The following is a 15,742-nucleotide window of genomic DNA, read 5'->3' as shown; positions in this document are numbered from 1 at the left end:
GTCTTCGCACCGGGGCTGTTGTGTGCCCGACGGCGCCCGGCCCGCCCAAGGTGGGCTGGCCGCCGCCGGGCAGGAAGTGGACGAGGTGTCAGCTGAGCCAGCGGGTCAGGGCCGCCAGGCATTCCCGGATGGCCGCGGCGGTGACGTGCTCGTCGTCGGAATGGGCCAGCAGGGCGTCGCCCGGACCGAAGTTCACGGCCGGAATCCCCATCTCGCTCAGCCGCGCCACATCCGTCCAGCCGTACTTGGGCAGTGGCTCGCGCCCCACAGCGGCCACGAACGACGCCGCAGCCGGCGCATTCAAGCCGGGCCGCGCACCGGCGGAGGAGTCGGTGCGGACAAGGTCGAAGCCGTCCAGCAGGCTCCGCACGTGCGCCTCGGCCTGGGCGGGCGACTTGTCCGGCGCATAGCGGTAGTTGATCTCCACCACGCAGCCGTCCGGGATGACGTTCCCGGCCGTGCCGCCGTGGATCTTCACCGCGTTGAGCGACTCCCGGTAATCCAGCCCGTCAACGGTGACGGTGGCCGGTTCGTACACGGCGAGCCGGGTCAGGATGGGGGCTGCGGCGTGGATGGCATTCTCCCCCATCCATGCGCGCGCCGAATGCGCAGCCAACCCGCGCGTGGTGGCCTCGAAGCGGATGGTGCCGTTGCAGCCGCCCTCCACGGTGCCGTTGGTGGGCTCGAGCAGGATGCCGAAGTCTGCGTCCAGCAGCTCGCGGTTCTCGCGCACCAGCCGGCCCAGCCCGCTCTTGGCGGCGGCCACTTCCTCGTGGTCGTAGAAGATGAAGGTGATGTCCTTCGTGGGCTCGGGCAGGGTTGCCGCGATGGCCAGCTGCACCGCCACTCCGCCCTTCATGTCGGTGGCGCCGCGCCCGTAGAGCACCTCTCCGACCCACGAGCTGGGCACCGTCCCGCGGGCCCCCTCTGTGGTGGGCAGCGGCACGGTGTCCAAATGGCCGGCCAGGATGATCCGCTCGGCCCGGCCCAGCTCCGTCCGCGCCACGATTGAATCGCCGTTGCGCACCACCGACAGGTGCGGCAGCGCCCGCAGCGCACCCTCCACGGCATCGGCCAGCGCCCGCTCGTTGCCGGAGACCGACTCGATGTCCATGATCGCTGCCGTCAGCCCGGCCACGTCCCCGTGCACGTCAAGCACGACGGCGTCCGGGCCGCCGTTGCCTGCGCCGCCATGGTCGGCGGGGGCTGCGGGGCGGAAGGCGGGCGTGGGATCGCTTGTTGGGGTCATCCAGCCAGTTTATAGGCGGCCGGGGGTGCCGCAGCGGCGGCGGCGCAGTAGCGTAGAGGCAGGAGTAGTTCACAGGAGACAGGAAGCACCGGCCATGTCCGCACGGGATGAGTCATCGCGGGGGGCTCGGGGCGCTGCCTGGCGCGGCGCCCTCGCAGGGATTGCTTCCGCTGCGCTGCTGTTCGGCACAGCCCAGCTGCTGTCCATCTTCTTCGGCCCCGCATCCACTCCCTTTGCGGCGGTGGGCTCGACGTTCATCGACTTCACCCCTGCGTGGCTGAAGGACTTTGCGATCGCCGCCTTCGGCACCAATGACAAGACGGCGCTGCTCGTGGCCATGGCCGTCGTGGCCGCCGCGGCCTCGGCAGCCCTTGGAGTGCTCGCCCTCAAGCGGCCGCGCACCGCCAACGTCCTGGTGCTGGCTGCCGCAGTCGCCATGGCGGCCTGCATCCTGACCCGCAGCGGCGCCGGCCCCCTGGACATCCTGCCCCTGGCCGTCGGCACCGCAGCAGCACTGTGGGCGCTGCGCATGCTCACGGAACAGGCCGTGGAGGCCGCCAGGCCGGGGCCCGCTGCGCGCGCCGACCAGGCGCAGCAGCCGGGGAACCCCAGCCGGCGCGCATTTTTGGCGGGCTCGGCCGCGGTGGCGGGTGCCGCCGTCGTGCTTGGCCTGGCAGGGACGCTGCTCAACCGCACGAGGACCGTGGTGAACAATGTCCGGGCCTCGCTCAGGCTGCCCGCCCCGCACACCACTGCGCCGGCGCTGCCGGAAGGGGTGCAGTCGCCCGTGGCCGGGGTGGTCCCGTTCACGACCCCGAACGGCGATTTTTACCGGATCGACACCGCACTCGTGCCACCGGAGGTGGACCCCGGGACGTGGGAGCTGCGGGTGCACGGCATGGTGGAACAGGAATTCACCATGGGGTTTGACGAGCTGCTGGCACAGGAGCTCACGGAGGCCCAGGTGACACTGGCGTGCGTGTCCAACGAGGTGGGCGGGAACCTGGTGGGCAACGCCACGTGGCTGGGGCTGCCGCTGCGGGAGGTGCTGGCGCGCGCCCGGCCGCTGCCCGGGGCCGACATGGTGCTCTCCACCAGCGTGGACGGGTTCACCGCCTCCACTCCCCTGCCGGTACTGCAGGACGGGCGCAACGCCCTGCTGGCGGTGGGCATGAACGGGGAGCCGCTGCCCGTGGAGCACGGTTTTCCGGTGCGCATGGTGGTGCCGGGGCTGTACGGCTACGTCTCCGCGACCAAGTGGGTGGTGGAGCTGGAGGTCACCACGTTCGCGCAGCAGACCGCGTACTGGACGTCGCGCGGCTGGTCGTCGCACGGGCCGGTCAAGACGGCGTCGCGGATCGAGGTCCCCCGCGGCGGTGCCCAGGTCCCGGCCGGGAAGGTGGCGCTGGGCGGCAGCGCCTGGGCCCAGCACCGCGGCATTTCCAAGGTTGAAGTGCAGCTCGACGGCGGACCCTGGCTCGGTGCGCAGCTCGCCGCCGAGGCGTCGCTGGATACGTGGCGGCAGTGGTCCTTCATCTGGGACGGCGCCACCGCCGGCAGCCACACTGCCAGGGTCCGGGCCTACGACAGCGCAGGTGCGCTGCAGGTTTCCGCAGATGCGCCGCCCGCACCCGACGGGGCCACGGGATGGCACAGCGTCGGCTTCACGGTGGCGTAGCCTGCCCAGGTCCGCCGGCGGTGTGGCCGGGACAACCGCGCGCGGGCAGCACCGCTTGCGCCGCAATGTTTCGGCACCTGCAGAAAACACCCAGGAAGGTGCGGATAAACTGTGTGCATGACTGCAACCCCAGCCCCGCGCAACCGTTCCGCCCACGGCCACGGCATTGCCACGGTCACCACCGGCGGGGAGGTGCTCGACGTGTGGTTCCCGGCCCCCGCCCTGGGCCTGGCCTCGGACACGCTCGGCGGCGCCCCGGAGGCCGCCCCGGAGCTGGCCGCGCTTGCCGCCGCCGGCACCGACGCGGACCGCCAGGTGGACCAGAAGGTTGTGTTCGTCCAGATCGACCTCGACGAGGCGCCCGCCGACGCCGTGGACACCTACCTGCGCCTGCACCTGCTCTCGCACCGCCTCGCCGCCCCCAACAGCATCAACCTCGACGGCATCTTTGGCACGCTCAACAATGTGGTGTGGACCAACTTCGGCCCCGCCTCCGTCGACGGTTTTGAACTGACCCGGGCCCGCCTGCGCCGCCGCGGCCAGGTCACCGTCTACTCCGTGGACAAGTTCCCGCGCATGGTGGACTATGTGGTCCCCTCGGGCGTCCGCGTGGCCGACGCCGACCGGGTGCGCCTGGGTGCCCACCTGGCCGAAGGCACCACTGTGATGCATGAGGGCTTTGTGAACTTCAACGCCGGAACGCTGGGCACCTCCATGGTTGAGGGCCGCATCTCGGCCGGCGTCGTGGTGGGCAACGGCACCGATGTGGGCGGCGGCGCCTCCATCATGGGCACCCTCTCCGGCGGCGGGCTCCAGCGCGTGGCGCTGGGCGAGCGCGTGCTCCTCGGCGCCAACTCAGGTGTGGGCATCAGCATTGGCGACGACTCCGTGGTGGAGGCCGGACTGTACGTCACCGCCGGCACCCGGGTGCGGGTTCTGGGGCCCAAGAACGACGACGGCGAGGACACCACCGTGATCGTCAAGGCCAGTGAGCTTTCGGGCGTGCCCAACCTGCTGTTCCGCCGCAACTCCACCTCCGGCGAGGTCGAGGTGCTGCCCCGCAAGGGCGCATCGGTGGCACTGAACGAAAGCCTGCATGCCAACTAATCCTCACCCCGGCGGCTGCCCGGCCCCGGCGAAAGCCGGGGATGCCGCATGAAGGCCCGCAGCGCCGTCGGACTTTTAATTTCAATTCTCATCCTGATTGCCCTGCTGGCCGGTGCCGGCGTGTGGCTGGCGCGCACGCTCAACAACGCACTGGAGCCGCGGCTTGCCGTGGGCTGCACCGCCACCGTGGCCGGTTCCAGCTACAGCATGGCCACGGAGCAGGCTCGGAACGCGGCGCTGATTTCCGAGATTTCGGTGCAGCGGGGCATGCCGGCGCGGGCGGCGTCCATTGCGCTGGCGACGGCGCTGCAGGAGTCGGCGCTGCGGAACATCGAGTACGGCGACCTCGACTCCGTGGGGCTGTTCCAGCAGCGCCCGTCACAGGACTGGGGCACGGTGGAGCAGATCATGGACCCCGTGTATTCGGCGAATGCGTTCTACAACGTGCTGGAAAAGGTGCCGGGCTACCTGGACATGTCCGTGAACGACGCCGCCCAGACCGTCCAGCGTTCCGGCTTCCCCGAGGCCTACGCACAACATGAGGCGCTGGCGCGCGCGTTCGCGTCGGCGTTGACGGGCGAAACAGCCGGCGGGCTCTCCTGCACCCTGCCTGAGGCAGTGGCGGCCGGGCTCCCTGGTGACGTGACCGCGGGGGCGCAGGAGGCCATGGGCGGCCTCGCGGTGCTCGCCCCGGACGTTCTTCCGGGCGAGAGCGGCACTGTGATGACGTTTGACGTTCCCGGGGTGCACGGCTGGATGTTGGCGCACTGGGCCGTGGCGAACGCCCTGGAGCTTGGCATCGTGGAGGTCAGCCACGCCGGCAATACCTGGGACCGCAACGAGAACAAGGCCGGAACCAACGTGGGCTGGCAGCCCAGCGACATCGCCACGGCAGGGCAGGTGGTCATCACGGTGGCGGGCGGTTCCTGACCCCGGCCGGCGCCGTGCTGCGCTTCCGTGCGGGCTGCCCGGATTGGCCGTGGCCTACACCAGCAGTTCCACCACAGGCTGGACGTAGCTGCGGAAGACCTCCTGGTTGTCCAGCAGGTGGGAGCTCATGATGAGCCTGTCCGGCTCAATGAACCAGGCGCGCTGTTCCGCCAGCGGCACCTCCACAATCGTCAGGGTAAAGTCGCGGGCACTGCGGCCCAGCTCCATTTCGCGGTTTTGCACCAGGTCCGCCAGGATCTTGTGCCCGCCCAGGGTCTCCCGCTGGGCCGCCATCATGTTGTACAGCTGCGACTGCTCCCTGGACCAGGTCAGCGCCGAGCCGTAGTGGGCGTGGGCCACCCTTTGCAAGGCTGGCATCCCTGCCAATTCAGGGAATTCCGGCGGAGTGAGATCCTGCCCGGGGTTGGGGAAGTTTGCCAGCAGCCGGCCCCACCAAACCTCCCACTGGTCCCGCAGCGCGTCCGTTCCGCCCACCCCGGCCGTCAGCATGGTGTGGTCCGCAGCCCTGACGGAGGGCGCCACGTGGGAGAGTGCGGGGGTGCCGGCGCCCACCAGTCCTGAGACGTCCCGCAGGTACAGCGCCATGAGCATGGGCTGGCAGGTGTCCATGGTGATTCGCCAGCCAGGGCCGCCGGTATGATGCATTTCTCCCGCCTCCAACCGCTGCAAAAAATGTTGCTGCAATCACAAGTCCAAGATTACCCGCAAGCGCCGTCCAAGGCACCCAGTGGTACAAAGACTGCCCCGTATCCCGGCGCGGGGCTCCTGGATGGGGTCAAGGCGTGGGGATGATGCTGTGGCGGCTAGGGGGTGAGGAGTGCGGCCAGGTGGCGGCGAAGGGTGGCCTGCCCTTGTTCCGGTGCCGCCCACGCGGGCTGGAGCACCATGCGCAGGCTCAGCCCGTCGAGCAGTGCGATCAGCCGTTCGGCTTCATCCACGGGAACCAGGTTGGGGACGGCGAGGGGGCTTTCCATCAGTGCCAGCAGCACGCGGCCAACGATGGCGCCCGTTGCCCGGTAGTCGTCCTGGGCTGCATCGAGCAGTTCCGTGTTGGTCCGTGCGTCGAGCATGAACTCCATGTGGACCACGGCGTCGGCACGCCGTTCGTCGTCCAACGGCAGCAGTTCTTCGAGGACACCGGCGCATTGGTCCAGCAGGCCGTTGCGGGTGGCTGCCAGGCCGTCCTGTTCCAGGGTTTCCAGGACGTCGAGTGCCCGAAGGTGGATCCGCTCGGAATTGACGCGGAAGGCGAACTCCATGAGCTCCGCCTGGTTCTCAAAATAGTGCCTCACCGACCCCAGCGCCAAGGCCGCCTGCGCGGCCACGTTACGTAGCGATGCTTGTGTCAGACCACGCTCTGCAATGACTTGAAATACGGCATCCGCAACGAGCTCTCGGCGGTCATCGGCGTTTACAATTTTGGGCACCCATCTGTTTTAGCACACATGTTTCAGCAATGCCCATCGGGCGGCTTCATGAACGGCCGGCTCGGCCCGGCCTATTTGGCGGCCGAGTCCTTCTTCTTGTCCAGGTAGAGCAGCACCAGCAGCACGACCATGATGACCAGGGCGCCAATGAACCAGGGCAGGAACACAGACTTGCCCACCAGCACCATGATCCCCAGCACCACCACAACGATGGGGAACGCCATGGAGAAAGTGTGCAGCAACAGAGTCGACATTTTCATGATTCTTACTTTCGTCAAGGTTTGGCAAAGGAAAAGCGGCAGGCGACTCTCCGTGGGAAAGCCGCCTGCCGCCGTCGTGCTTAATAAGCTGTTAGCGCGAGGGGTACATGCGCTCAGGCTCACCCGTGTACAGCTGGCGGGGGCGGCCGATCTTGGTCTCGGGGTCCTTCATCATTTCGCGCCACTGGGCAATCCAGCCCGGCAGGCGGCCAATGGCGAAGAGCACCGTGAACATCTTCTCGGGGAAGCCCATGGCCTTGTAGATCAGGCCGGTGTAGAAGTCCACGTTCGGGTAGAGCTTGCGGGAGATGAAGTACTCATCCGTGAGCGCAACTTCTTCCAGGCGCATGGCGATCTCGAGGAGTTCGTCGTTGCCGCCGAGCTTTTCCAGGATTTCGTGGGCCGTGGCCTTGACGATCTTGGCGCGGGGGTCGTAGTTCTTGTAGACGCGGTGCCCGAAGCCCATGAGCTTCACGCCGTCTTCCTTGTTCTTCACGCGCTCCACGAACTTTTCAACGGGCTCGCCGCTGTCCTGGATCTGGCGGAGCATGTTCAGCACTGCCTCGTTGGCACCGCCGTGCAGCGGGCCGAAGAGTGCGTTGATGCCGGCGGAAACCGAGGCAAACATGTTGGCGTTTGCCGAACCGACCAGGCGGACGGTGGAGGTGGAGCAGTTCTGCTCGTGGTCTGCGTGCAGGATGAGCAGCAGGTCCAGGGCCTTGACCACTACGGGATCCAGCTCGTAGGGCTCGGCCGGCAGGCCGAAGCTCAGGCGCAGGTAGTTCTCCACCAGGTTCATGGAGTTGTCCGGGTACAGCATGGGCTGGCCGATGGACTTCTTGTACGCGTAGGCGGCGATGACTGGCATCTTGGCCATGAGGCGGATGGTGGCCATCTCAACCTGCTCGTCGTCGAACGGGTCAAGGGAGTCCTGGTAGAACGTGGACAGCGCCGAGACGGCCGAGGACAGCACGGGCATGGGGTGCGCGTCGCGCGGGAAGCCGCCGAAGAAGCCCTTGAGGTCTTCGTGCAGCATGGTGTGGCGGCGGATGCGCTGGTCGAAGGCGTCCAGTTCTGCCGGGGTGGGCAGGTTGCCGTAAATGAGCAGGTAGGAGACTTCCAGGAAGCTGGAGTGCTCGGCCAGTTCTTCGATGGGGTATCCGCGGTAGCGCAGGATGCCCTTGTCGCCGTCGATGTAGGTGATGGCGGAAGAGGTTGCAGCTGTGTTGACGAAACCGGGGTCGTAGGTGACCGCACCGGTGGTCTTCAGGAGCTTGGAAACGTCATACCCGGCGTTGCCTTCTACTGCTTCAATGCGCGGGAGTTCAAGCTCTCCGCCGTCGTAGCGCAGCGATGCGCTCGTGGAATCAGTCATGGAGTCCCCTTCATGAGGTGGCCTTCAAAAGCCTTTGGTTGGTTCAATGCACGTTTTCTAACCCGCGGGACACCCGCGCACGTCAAGGTAATTCGCAAGAAAACTAAAAGCGCATGATGCGTCCGGTGACCTAAACGGTCACCTATGAAACTACCGCTTTAAGGGCCTTCAACACTAATCCAGAGTGGAGTTCAGGCCGATTTTGCGGGAAACCGTTATGAATTTGCGTTCAGCCGCGACGCTGCTGCGGCGATCCGTTCGTCACTCCCCGTCAGGGCGACACGAACGAATCCGTTGCCGGCCTCACCGTAAAAAGTGCCGGGACCTGCCACAATGCCCAGCCCTGCGAGCCTGCCGATGGTGGTCCAGGTGTCCTCGCCCGCCGTGCACCACAGGTACAGCCCGGCCTCGGAGTGGTGGATGGTCAGCCCAAAAGCTTCCAGGGCACCCACCAGCTGCTCCCGGCGCTTCCGGTACAGGTCCTTTTGTGCCTGCACGTGCGCATCGTCGCCCAGCGCAACGCGCATGGCTTCCTGGACGGGCGCCGGGACGATCATGCCGGCATGCTTGCGGCTGTTGACCAGGTTGGCCACGATGGCGGAATCCCCCGCCACAAACGCCGCCCGGTAGCCGGCCAGGTTGGACTGCTTGCTCAAGGAATAGACGGCCAGCAGCCCCTCATTGGAGCCGCCTGACACCCTCGGGTCCAGGATGCTCGGGACGGGTTCGCCGCCGCGTTGGGCATCCCATTCTCCCCAGCCCAGCTCGCCGTAGCACTCATCGGAAGCCACGACGGCGCCCAGCTTGCGGGCCGCTTCGACCAGCCCGCGCAGTTCCGCCACGGAACGGACTATGCCGGTGGGGTTGCCCGGCGAGTTGACCCACACCAGGCGCACCCGGGCGAGCGTCCCGGCGTCGAGTTCGTCAAGGGAATCAGCCGCCACCGAGGTTGCGCCGGCAAACACGGCGCCCATGTCGTAGGTGGGGTAGGCGACGGTGGGCCGCACCACAACATCCCCCGGGCCCAGGCCCAGCAGCAGCGGCAGCCAGGCCACCAGTTCCTTGGAACCCACCGTGGGCATGACATCCTCAGGCGACAGCCCGGGCACGTTGCGGCGCCGGGCGAACCAGTCCACCACGGCCTGGCGCAGCGCCAAGGTGCCGTGGGTGGTGGGGTATCCGGGGGCGTCCGCCGCCGCGACGAGGGCGTCCTTGATCAGGGCCGGGGTGGGGTCCACGGGCGTGCCAATGGACAGGTTTACCACGCCGTCCGGATGCTCCGAGGCGGTCTTCAGGTACGGCGCCAGCGCATCCCACGGGTAGTCGGGCAGCTGCAGGCCAAAGGGTTTGCCGTTGGCAGGGGCCAAAGTCATGGAGTGCGTCAGTCCTGGTTTTGCGGCGGAAGTGCTGCGATCAGCGGGTGGTCGGTGTGCGTGTTGCCAATCTTGGCGGCACCGCCCGGGGAGCCCAGCACGTCAAAGAACTCGACGTTGGCCTTGTAGTATTCCGCCCACTCGTCCGGGGTGTCGTCCTCGTAGTAGATGGCCTCGACCGGGCACACCGGTTCACAGGCGCCACAGTCAACACACTCGTCAGGGTGGATGTAGAGCGAGCGTTCACCCTCGTAGATACAGTCAACAGGGCACTCCTCAACACATGCCTTGTCCTTGACATCCACGCACGGCTGCGCAATTACGTACGTCACGAACCCCAACCTTCCTCAAAACGATTTTCACCCGGTGCATTTCGCGTCCCGGCGCTCCCATTATCCCCCACCCGCGCCGCAGCCGCACATCAAAGAGTCTTAGTATGAACTGATGAACAGTGCAATCGAGCGACTCACGCAGCTTCCCCTCGGCACGCGCATGGTGGTCCGGCACCGAATCGAGGGCGGGTTGACCGACGCGCTCGGGGAACTCACCGCCCGGGATTCGCACTCGTGCACCATCACCACCCGCTCTGGTCCGGTCCAGGTCAAGTTCGACGACGTCCAGCTCGCCAAGGCGGTTCCCCCGGCACCGGCGCCGCGGGCGCGGCGGATCCAAGGGTAGGGAGCCGGGCCATTCCAAGGCGACGACGGGGCACTGGATCCGCGCCAGGAGGCCCATATCGGGATCGGCGGGCTGTCGACCGGCATCCAATCTTAACAACCACCTCCGCGCAGCCCAGCGGTCACCGGTTCAGGCCGCCGGGAGCAGGCGGGTTACTTGCGCTCGACCTTCACCCGCAGCAACCGCCAGACAACCAGGGACATCAGCAACGTCACCACGGCAATTCCGTACAGCCAGACCCTGCCCTGGAGGTTGTCGAAGATCAGGCCGAACGTGGACAGCTGCAGGGACAGCAGCCCGGCCGTGGCGTAGGCGGCAGCCCCGCACCAGACAACCATCCACGAGCTTCTGCTCCACAGGCCAACGAACATGCCGACCGCTGCCAACAACAACAGCGCCAGGGCCGCACCATAGGGAACGACGGATGTGCCCACAAACCATGCGTGCCCGTGCAGGGATGTACCAAGCAGACCGGCGCCCACGCCCGCACCCAACGCCGCAGCCACCACAGACCACTTCTTCGGCTGCGGCTGCATCTTCCTTGGCGCCGCCGCGTGGGACTTCCCGCCGAGCTCAGGTGCGGGATCAGCTGTTTCCCCGGGACCGGGATGGCTGCCGGGAACAGAAGGGCCGCTGCCGTAGTTGGCGCCCATCACGGGGTCCCTTCCACGGTGAGCAGTGTGGAACCGGCGGCTGACGCGGCATCCAGTGCCATGAACTCCTCCACTGCACTGATGTCCCGCCACACGCCGTCCGAGAGCGCGAAATGCTCCCCGTCAACGGTGATCTGGGTGCGGTGTGCGGCCATGGCAGCGGTCTTGGCCGCCAGATCCCCGGCCACGGCGATGCGCGGGGCACCCTCTTCCAGCGGCCGCTCGGGCCGGTCGCTGACAATTGTGTATACGGCGGGAACCACCCAGCCCTCTCCTGCACCGGCCTCGCTTTCGCGGTCCCCGGCCGCACCACGGGATCGTGGCGCAGCGGCCGCCTGCGCCAGTGCTGCCATGGTGAGTTGGTGGGCCCGGACGTGGTCGGGGTGGCCGTATCCGCCGTCGGAGGCATACGTCACCACCACGTCGGGCCTCAGTTCGCGGATGGCGGCGGCAAGCAGCGGCGCCGTCTCGCCCAGCGGCACCCGCGAGAATGATCCCGGCAAAACCGTGGCGGCCGCCGTGGCCCGGCCGTCCGGGCCCCATTGCATGCCGGAGTCGCGGAACACCACGGGTCCGGAAGCCGGCGCGGTCAGCCCCTGCCCCAGCCAGATGTGTTCTCGCACGCCGAGGGCCGCCAGCGCGGCGGCAAGTTCCCGCTCGCGTTCCGCAGCGAGCCCGGCTCCCGGCGACGCCTCCCTCTCAAGGGGGTGTCCGGCGTCGTCATTCACCGGCGTCCGGGGCGCCACCGGTGCTTGGTGAACGGAAGCCTCGTGGGGCAGGCGCAGCGCACGCCCCACTTCAAGGTGGCCCAGCTCCGGCGGGATGACCTCGCCCAGCTCGCCGCGCGTGCACGTCACCAGCACCACGCGTGCACCGGCGGCGGAGCAGGCAGCCATGGCGGCGCCGGTGACGATGGTTTCATCGTCTGGGTGGGCGTGCACAAAAAGGATCGTGGCGTCTGCGCGGGGCAGCAGGGCGGGAAAGTCCATGGTGTCCAATCTACTCGCAGGCGTGCGCCGAACCCCAACGCGAAACGCTGCCGGCAGAGCAACGCAAAGGGCCGGCCCGCCTGAACGAATCAGGTGGGCCGGCCCTGTGGGGTGCCAGACCGGAAACGCGCTAAACCAGCAGCGTGGCTCCCGGAATCGCGTTGAGCAGGTCCTGGGTGTAGACCTGCTTCGGGTTGCTGAAGACCTCATCCGTGGAGGCGGCCTCCACGACGCGGCCCTTCTGCATGACGGTGACGTGGTCGGCGATCTGGCGGACCACGGCGAGGTCGTGCGTGATGAACAAGTACGTCAGGCCAAGGTCCTCCTGCAGCTGGTTGAGCAGGTTCAGCACCTGCGCCTGCACCAGCACGTCCAGCGCCGACACGGCTTCATCACAGATGATGACGTCCGGGTTCAGTGCCAGGGCACGCGCGATCGCGATGCGCTGGCGCTGGCCGCCGGAGAGCTCGTTCGGGTAGCGGTGCATGGTGGTGGCAGGCATGGAGACCTGGTCCAACAGCTCGCGGACCTTCTTCTCCCGGGACTTCGCATTGCCGATCTTGTGGATCTTCAGCGGCTCCTCGATGGTCCGGAAGATGTTGAACATCGGGTCCAGCGAGCCGTACGGGTCCTGGAAGATGGGCTGCACGCGGCGGCGGAAGTCAAAGAGCGCCTTCCCCTTCAGCGTGTTCACCTCCACCCCGTCGAACAGGATGCTTCCCTCCGTGGGAGCCAGCAGGCTCAGGGCCATCTGCGCCACGGTGGACTTGCCGGAACCCGACTCGCCCACGATCGCCATGGTGGTGCCGCGCGGCACGGAGAACGAGACATCGTCCACCGCCTTGAAGTCCGAGGACTTGCCGAGGGCGCCGCGCAGCTTGAACACCTTGGTGAGGTTTTTGATCTCCAGGATGGTCTCACCCGCCTGGGCACCCTTGGCCAGCGTGGCCTTGGCCTCGGCCGGCTTCGGGGCTGCCGGTGTTGCGTGAGTGGCCGACGGCGTGTGCCCGGCTTCCGCGGTCGGCTCCGGGTCCACGGGGCTGCCCAGCTCCGCTGCGGCGGCTGCCAGCGCATCCTTCGCCTTCTGCGACTGCAGGCGGCGGGAGGCCAGCGACGGGGCCGAGTTGACCAGGCGCTGCGTGTAGGGGTGCTGCGGGTTGCGCAGGATCTCCAGTGCAGGCCCCGACTCCACGACCTGTCCCTTGTACATGACGACCAGCTTTTCGGCGCGCTCCGCGGCCAGGCCGAGGTCGTGCGTGATCAGCAGCACGGCGGTGCCGAGCTCGGTGGTCATGCTGTCCAGGTGGTCCAGGATCTGGCGCTGGACTGTGACGTCCAGGGCCGAGGTGGGCTCGTCCGCGATGAGCAGGCGCGGCCGGCAGGCCAGGCCGATCGCGATCAGGGCGCGCTGACGCATGCCGCCGGAGAACTCGTGCGGGTACTGCTTGGCGCGGGTTGCCGCATCCGGCAGGCCGGCCTCGGTCAACACCTCCGCCACGCGGTCCTTGGAGTTGGCGCCGGCAAGGCCGTTGGCCTTGAGCGTCTCCTTCACCTGGAAGCCGATCTTCCAGACCGGGTTGAGGTTGGACATGGGGTCCTGGGGCACCATGCCGATGGAGTTTCCACGCAGCTCGACGATCCGCTTTTCGCTGGCGTTGGTGATGTCCTCGCCGTCAAAAATGATTTGGCCGCCGCTGACACCTCCGTTGCTGGGAAGCAGGCCGATCGCGGCCAGGGCCGTGGTGGACTTTCCGGAACCGGACTCCCCCACAATGGCCACGGTCTCGCCGGGCATGACCGTCAGGTGTGCGTTGCGCACCGCCTCGACGGGGCCGTTGGCGGTTTGGAAGGTGATGGCGAGGTCGCGGATTTCCAGCAGCGGCGTTTCCTCGCCGCGCACGGCAGCGGCTGCCTGTCCTTTTGCATGAGTGGACATGGGGGTCACCGCTTCCTTGCTTTGGGGTCGAGGGCGTCGCGCAGGGCGTCGCCGAGCATGATGAAGCTCAACACCGTGATGGACAGGGCGAGTGCCGGCCAGAGCAGGACGCCCGGGTTGTTGCGCACCTGCGACTGGGCATTGGCAATGTCATTGCCCCACGACATGATCGACTGTGGCAGGCCGATGCCGAGGAATGACAGCGTCGCCTCGGCAACGATGAACGTGCCCAGCGAGATGCTGGCGACGACGATGATCGGTGCCAGGGAGTTCGGCAGCACATGCTTGATGAGTGCCCGGAACGGGGACAGGCCCAGTGCCTTGGAGGCCGTGACGTAGTCCGAGTTGCGGTTTTCAATGACCGCGCCCCGGGTGATGCGGGCGATCTGGGGCCAACCAAAGATCACCAGGGTGGCGACCACGACCCACACGCTGCGGTTGTCGCGGAAGGCCGGGAGCTGCATGATGACGATGGCGCCGAGGATCAGCGGCAGGGCGAAGAAGATGTCGCCCAGGCGTGCGAGGATGGCATCCATCCAGCCGCCGTAGTAGCCGGCAAGTGCGCCCATGGTGCCGCCAAGGATGAGGACACCGAGTGTGGTGAACACGCCCACCATGAGGGAGGCGCGCGTGCCATAGATCATGCGGGCATACACGTCGCAGCCCTGCAGGGTGAAGCCCAGCGGGTGGCCAGAACGTGCCGGCTCTCCCGAGTCTGCCAAGTTGCAGGTCGACTGGATGCGGGGGTCAATGTTGCTGAACCATTGCGGGAAGATCGCCACGATCAGCACGGCCAGGATCAGCAGCGCGGAAATGATGAACAGCGGCTGGCGGCGCAGGTTGCGCCATGCGTCGGCCCACAGGCTCAGCGGGGCTGCCGTCTCATCCACATTGTCAATGGCCGCAAGAGGGGTCTCCTCGAGAGGGGCCACGAAGTGCTCAATGTGGTGGCGGGAGGTTTTGCCCTGGCGGGCGGCCGGGGTGGCGGCGGCTGCCAGGTCTTTTTCAGGAGTCAGGTTCTCAGACATAGCGAATCCTTGGGTCGAGCCAGGCGTATAGAAGGTCCACAACGAGGTTGGCCACCACGAAGACAATGACCAGGATGCCAACCACGGCAACGACGGTGGCACTCTCACCCTTTTGGATGGCCTTGTAAAGCAGGTTGCCAATGCCGGGGACGTTGAAGATGCCTTCGGTGACAATGGCGCCGCCCATGAGTGCACCCAGGTCGGCACCGAGGAAGGTGACCACGGGAATCAATGAGTTGCGCAGGATGTGGACCACCACCACGCGGCGGCGCGACAGGCCCTTGGCCGTAGCCGTTCGCACATAGTCGGCGTTCATGTTTTCGCCAACGGACGTACGCGTCAGGCGGATGACGTAGGCCAGGGAGACCAGGCCGAGGACCAGCGCCGGCAGGATGAGCTCGTTCCAGGGTGCGGAGCCGCTGACGGTGGGACGGGCCCAGCCGAGCTTGACACCGACCACCAGCTGCAGCACAAAGCCGAGCACGAAGGTGGGGACTGCAATAACAACGAGTGAGGCAACCAGGACGGTTGAATCAAAAAGCTTGCCCTTGCGGAGGCCGGCGATGACACCGAAAAGAATGCCAAAAACGGCTTCAAAGGTCAGTGCCATGATGGCGAGGCGGGCAGTAACCGGGTACGCACGCGCAATGACGGCGGAAACATCCTGGCCGGAGAAGGTCTGGCCAAGGTTCAGGGTTACAAGATTTTTAAGGTACAGGCCGTACTGCACCCAGAAGGGCTGGTCGAGGTTGTACTGGGCCCGCAGGGCTGCCTCGACAGCGGGGGCCATTGGCTTGCCTCCGGAGAGGGCCGCGATGGGGTCTCCAGGAGTCGCAAATACCAGGAAGTACACGAGCAGAGTGGCCCCGAAGAATACGGGAATCAGCTGCAGGAAGCGGCGGAAGGTGAACATCAGCATGCTGGCGTCCCCCTGCGCGATGCCCCTAATCGCAAATCGTTCATGAAATTACCTGTTCAAAATAGATGGCCGTACAGATCAACATACGGGTTCGCCTCAGGATCTGCACGTATCGGCAC

16 protein-coding genes are annotated in these 15,742 nt (G+C 66.8%); 4 read left to right on the top strand and 12 right to left on the bottom strand.

All coding sequences use genetic code 11. From position 1 onward, the window contains the following. Nucleotides 1–88 precede the first annotated feature (88 nt). Nucleotides 89–1,249 (bottom strand): succinyl-diaminopimelate desuccinylase, encoded by a 1,161-nt coding sequence (gene dapE / locus JOF48_RS11755; RefSeq protein ID WP_209680931.1) that lies wholly within the window; start codon nucleotides 1,247–1,249, stop codon nucleotides 89–91. 94 nt (nucleotides 1,250–1,343) lie between these two features. Here dapE and JOF48_RS11750 point away from each other — a divergent pair, with 94 nt between their 5' ends. From JOF48_RS11750 to JOF48_RS11740, 3 genes are all read left to right on the top strand, one after another. Further along, nucleotides 1,344–2,927 carry a molybdopterin-dependent oxidoreductase gene (locus JOF48_RS11750; protein ID WP_209680929.1) on the top strand — a complete coding sequence of 528 codons (1,584 nt, stop codon included), beginning with the start codon at nucleotides 1,344–1,346 and terminating at the stop codon, nucleotides 2,925–2,927. A gap of 117 nt (nucleotides 2,928–3,044) precedes the next feature. After that, complete coding sequence (gene dapD, locus JOF48_RS11745; RefSeq protein ID WP_209680927.1) at nucleotides 3,045–4,034, top strand: 2,3,4,5-tetrahydropyridine-2,6-dicarboxylate N-succinyltransferase; 990 nt, start codon at nucleotides 3,045–3,047, stop codon at nucleotides 4,032–4,034. A 48-nt stretch (nucleotides 4,035–4,082) separates the two neighbouring features. After that, complete coding sequence (locus tag JOF48_RS11740; RefSeq protein ID WP_209680925.1) at nucleotides 4,083–4,964, top strand: hypothetical protein; 882 nt, start codon at nucleotides 4,083–4,085, stop codon at nucleotides 4,962–4,964. A gap of 54 nt (nucleotides 4,965–5,018) precedes the next feature. On the opposite strand, the gene JOF48_RS11735 is transcribed toward JOF48_RS11740, so the two are convergent. From JOF48_RS11735 to fdxA, 6 genes are all read right to left on the bottom strand, one after another. Beyond that, nucleotides 5,019–5,630, bottom strand: coding sequence for a hypothetical protein (locus JOF48_RS11735; protein WP_209680923.1), 612 nt, complete (start codon nucleotides 5,628–5,630; stop codon nucleotides 5,019–5,021). A gap of 158 nt (nucleotides 5,631–5,788) precedes the next feature. Continuing rightward, entirely contained in the window at nucleotides 5,789–6,412 is a 624-nt protein-coding gene (locus JOF48_RS11730) for a TetR/AcrR family transcriptional regulator (RefSeq protein ID WP_209680921.1), read from the bottom strand. Nucleotides 6,413–6,483: 71 nt separating this feature from the next. Beyond that, nucleotides 6,484–6,666, bottom strand: coding sequence for a hypothetical protein (locus JOF48_RS11725; protein WP_209680919.1), 183 nt, complete (start codon nucleotides 6,664–6,666; stop codon nucleotides 6,484–6,486). Between the two features lie 97 nt (nucleotides 6,667–6,763). Further along, nucleotides 6,764–8,047, bottom strand: coding sequence for a citrate synthase (locus JOF48_RS11720; RefSeq protein WP_209680917.1), 1,284 nt, complete (start codon nucleotides 8,045–8,047; stop codon nucleotides 6,764–6,766). A gap of 215 nt (nucleotides 8,048–8,262) precedes the next feature. Then, nucleotides 8,263–9,420 carry a succinyldiaminopimelate transaminase gene (dapC, locus tag JOF48_RS11715; RefSeq protein ID WP_209680908.1) on the bottom strand — a complete coding sequence of 386 codons (1,158 nt, stop codon included), beginning with the start codon at nucleotides 9,418–9,420 and terminating at the stop codon, nucleotides 8,263–8,265. Nucleotides 9,421–9,428: 8 nt separating this feature from the next. Further along, a complete protein-coding gene (gene fdxA, locus JOF48_RS11710) occupies nucleotides 9,429–9,752 on the bottom strand; it encodes a ferredoxin (protein ID WP_203313656.1) in 324 nt (107 codons plus the stop codon). Between the two features lie 112 nt (nucleotides 9,753–9,864). On the opposite strand from fdxA, the gene JOF48_RS11705 reads away from it, so the two are divergent. Beyond that, nucleotides 9,865–10,098: a putative acetyltransferase gene (locus JOF48_RS11705; RefSeq protein ID WP_245346503.1), complete on the top strand. Its 234-nt coding sequence runs from the start codon at nucleotides 9,865–9,867 to the stop codon at nucleotides 10,096–10,098. 152 nt (nucleotides 10,099–10,250) lie between these two features. Here JOF48_RS11705 and JOF48_RS11700 read toward each other — a convergent pair whose 3' ends face one another. The 5 genes from JOF48_RS11700 to JOF48_RS11680 form a co-directional block, all read right to left on the bottom strand. Next, the gene (locus tag JOF48_RS11700; protein WP_209680906.1) at nucleotides 10,251–10,751 is read right to left on the bottom strand and encodes a hypothetical protein; all 501 of its coding nucleotides are present in this window, start codon (nucleotides 10,749–10,751) and stop codon (nucleotides 10,251–10,253) included. Continuing rightward, nucleotides 10,751–11,740 (bottom strand): PIG-L family deacetylase, encoded by a 990-nt coding sequence (locus tag JOF48_RS11695; protein WP_209680904.1) that lies wholly within the window; start codon nucleotides 11,738–11,740, stop codon nucleotides 10,751–10,753. The genes JOF48_RS11700 and JOF48_RS11695 overlap by 1 nt, the downstream gene beginning before the upstream one ends. 130 nt (nucleotides 11,741–11,870) lie before the next feature. Beyond that, nucleotides 11,871–13,676, bottom strand: a complete 1,806-nt coding sequence (locus tag JOF48_RS11690; protein ID WP_209680902.1) for a dipeptide ABC transporter ATP-binding protein — start codon at nucleotides 13,674–13,676, stop codon at nucleotides 11,871–11,873. Nucleotides 13,677–13,681: 5 nt separating this feature from the next. Next, nucleotides 13,682–14,704: an ABC transporter permease gene (locus JOF48_RS11685; RefSeq protein WP_209680900.1), complete on the bottom strand. Its 1,023-nt coding sequence runs from the start codon at nucleotides 14,702–14,704 to the stop codon at nucleotides 13,682–13,684. Next, nucleotides 14,697–15,623 (bottom strand): ABC transporter permease, encoded by a 927-nt coding sequence (locus JOF48_RS11680; protein WP_209680898.1) that lies wholly within the window; start codon nucleotides 15,621–15,623, stop codon nucleotides 14,697–14,699. The genes JOF48_RS11685 and JOF48_RS11680 overlap by 8 nt, the downstream gene beginning before the upstream one ends. Nucleotides 15,624–15,742: the final 119 nt, after the last annotated feature.

The sequence above is a fragment of the Arthrobacter stackebrandtii genome (genome assembly GCF_017876675.1).
Lineage (GTDB): Bacteria > Actinomycetota > Actinomycetes > Actinomycetales > Micrococcaceae > Specibacter > Specibacter stackebrandtii.
This window is presented reverse-complemented; position numbering and strand designations above follow the sequence as displayed.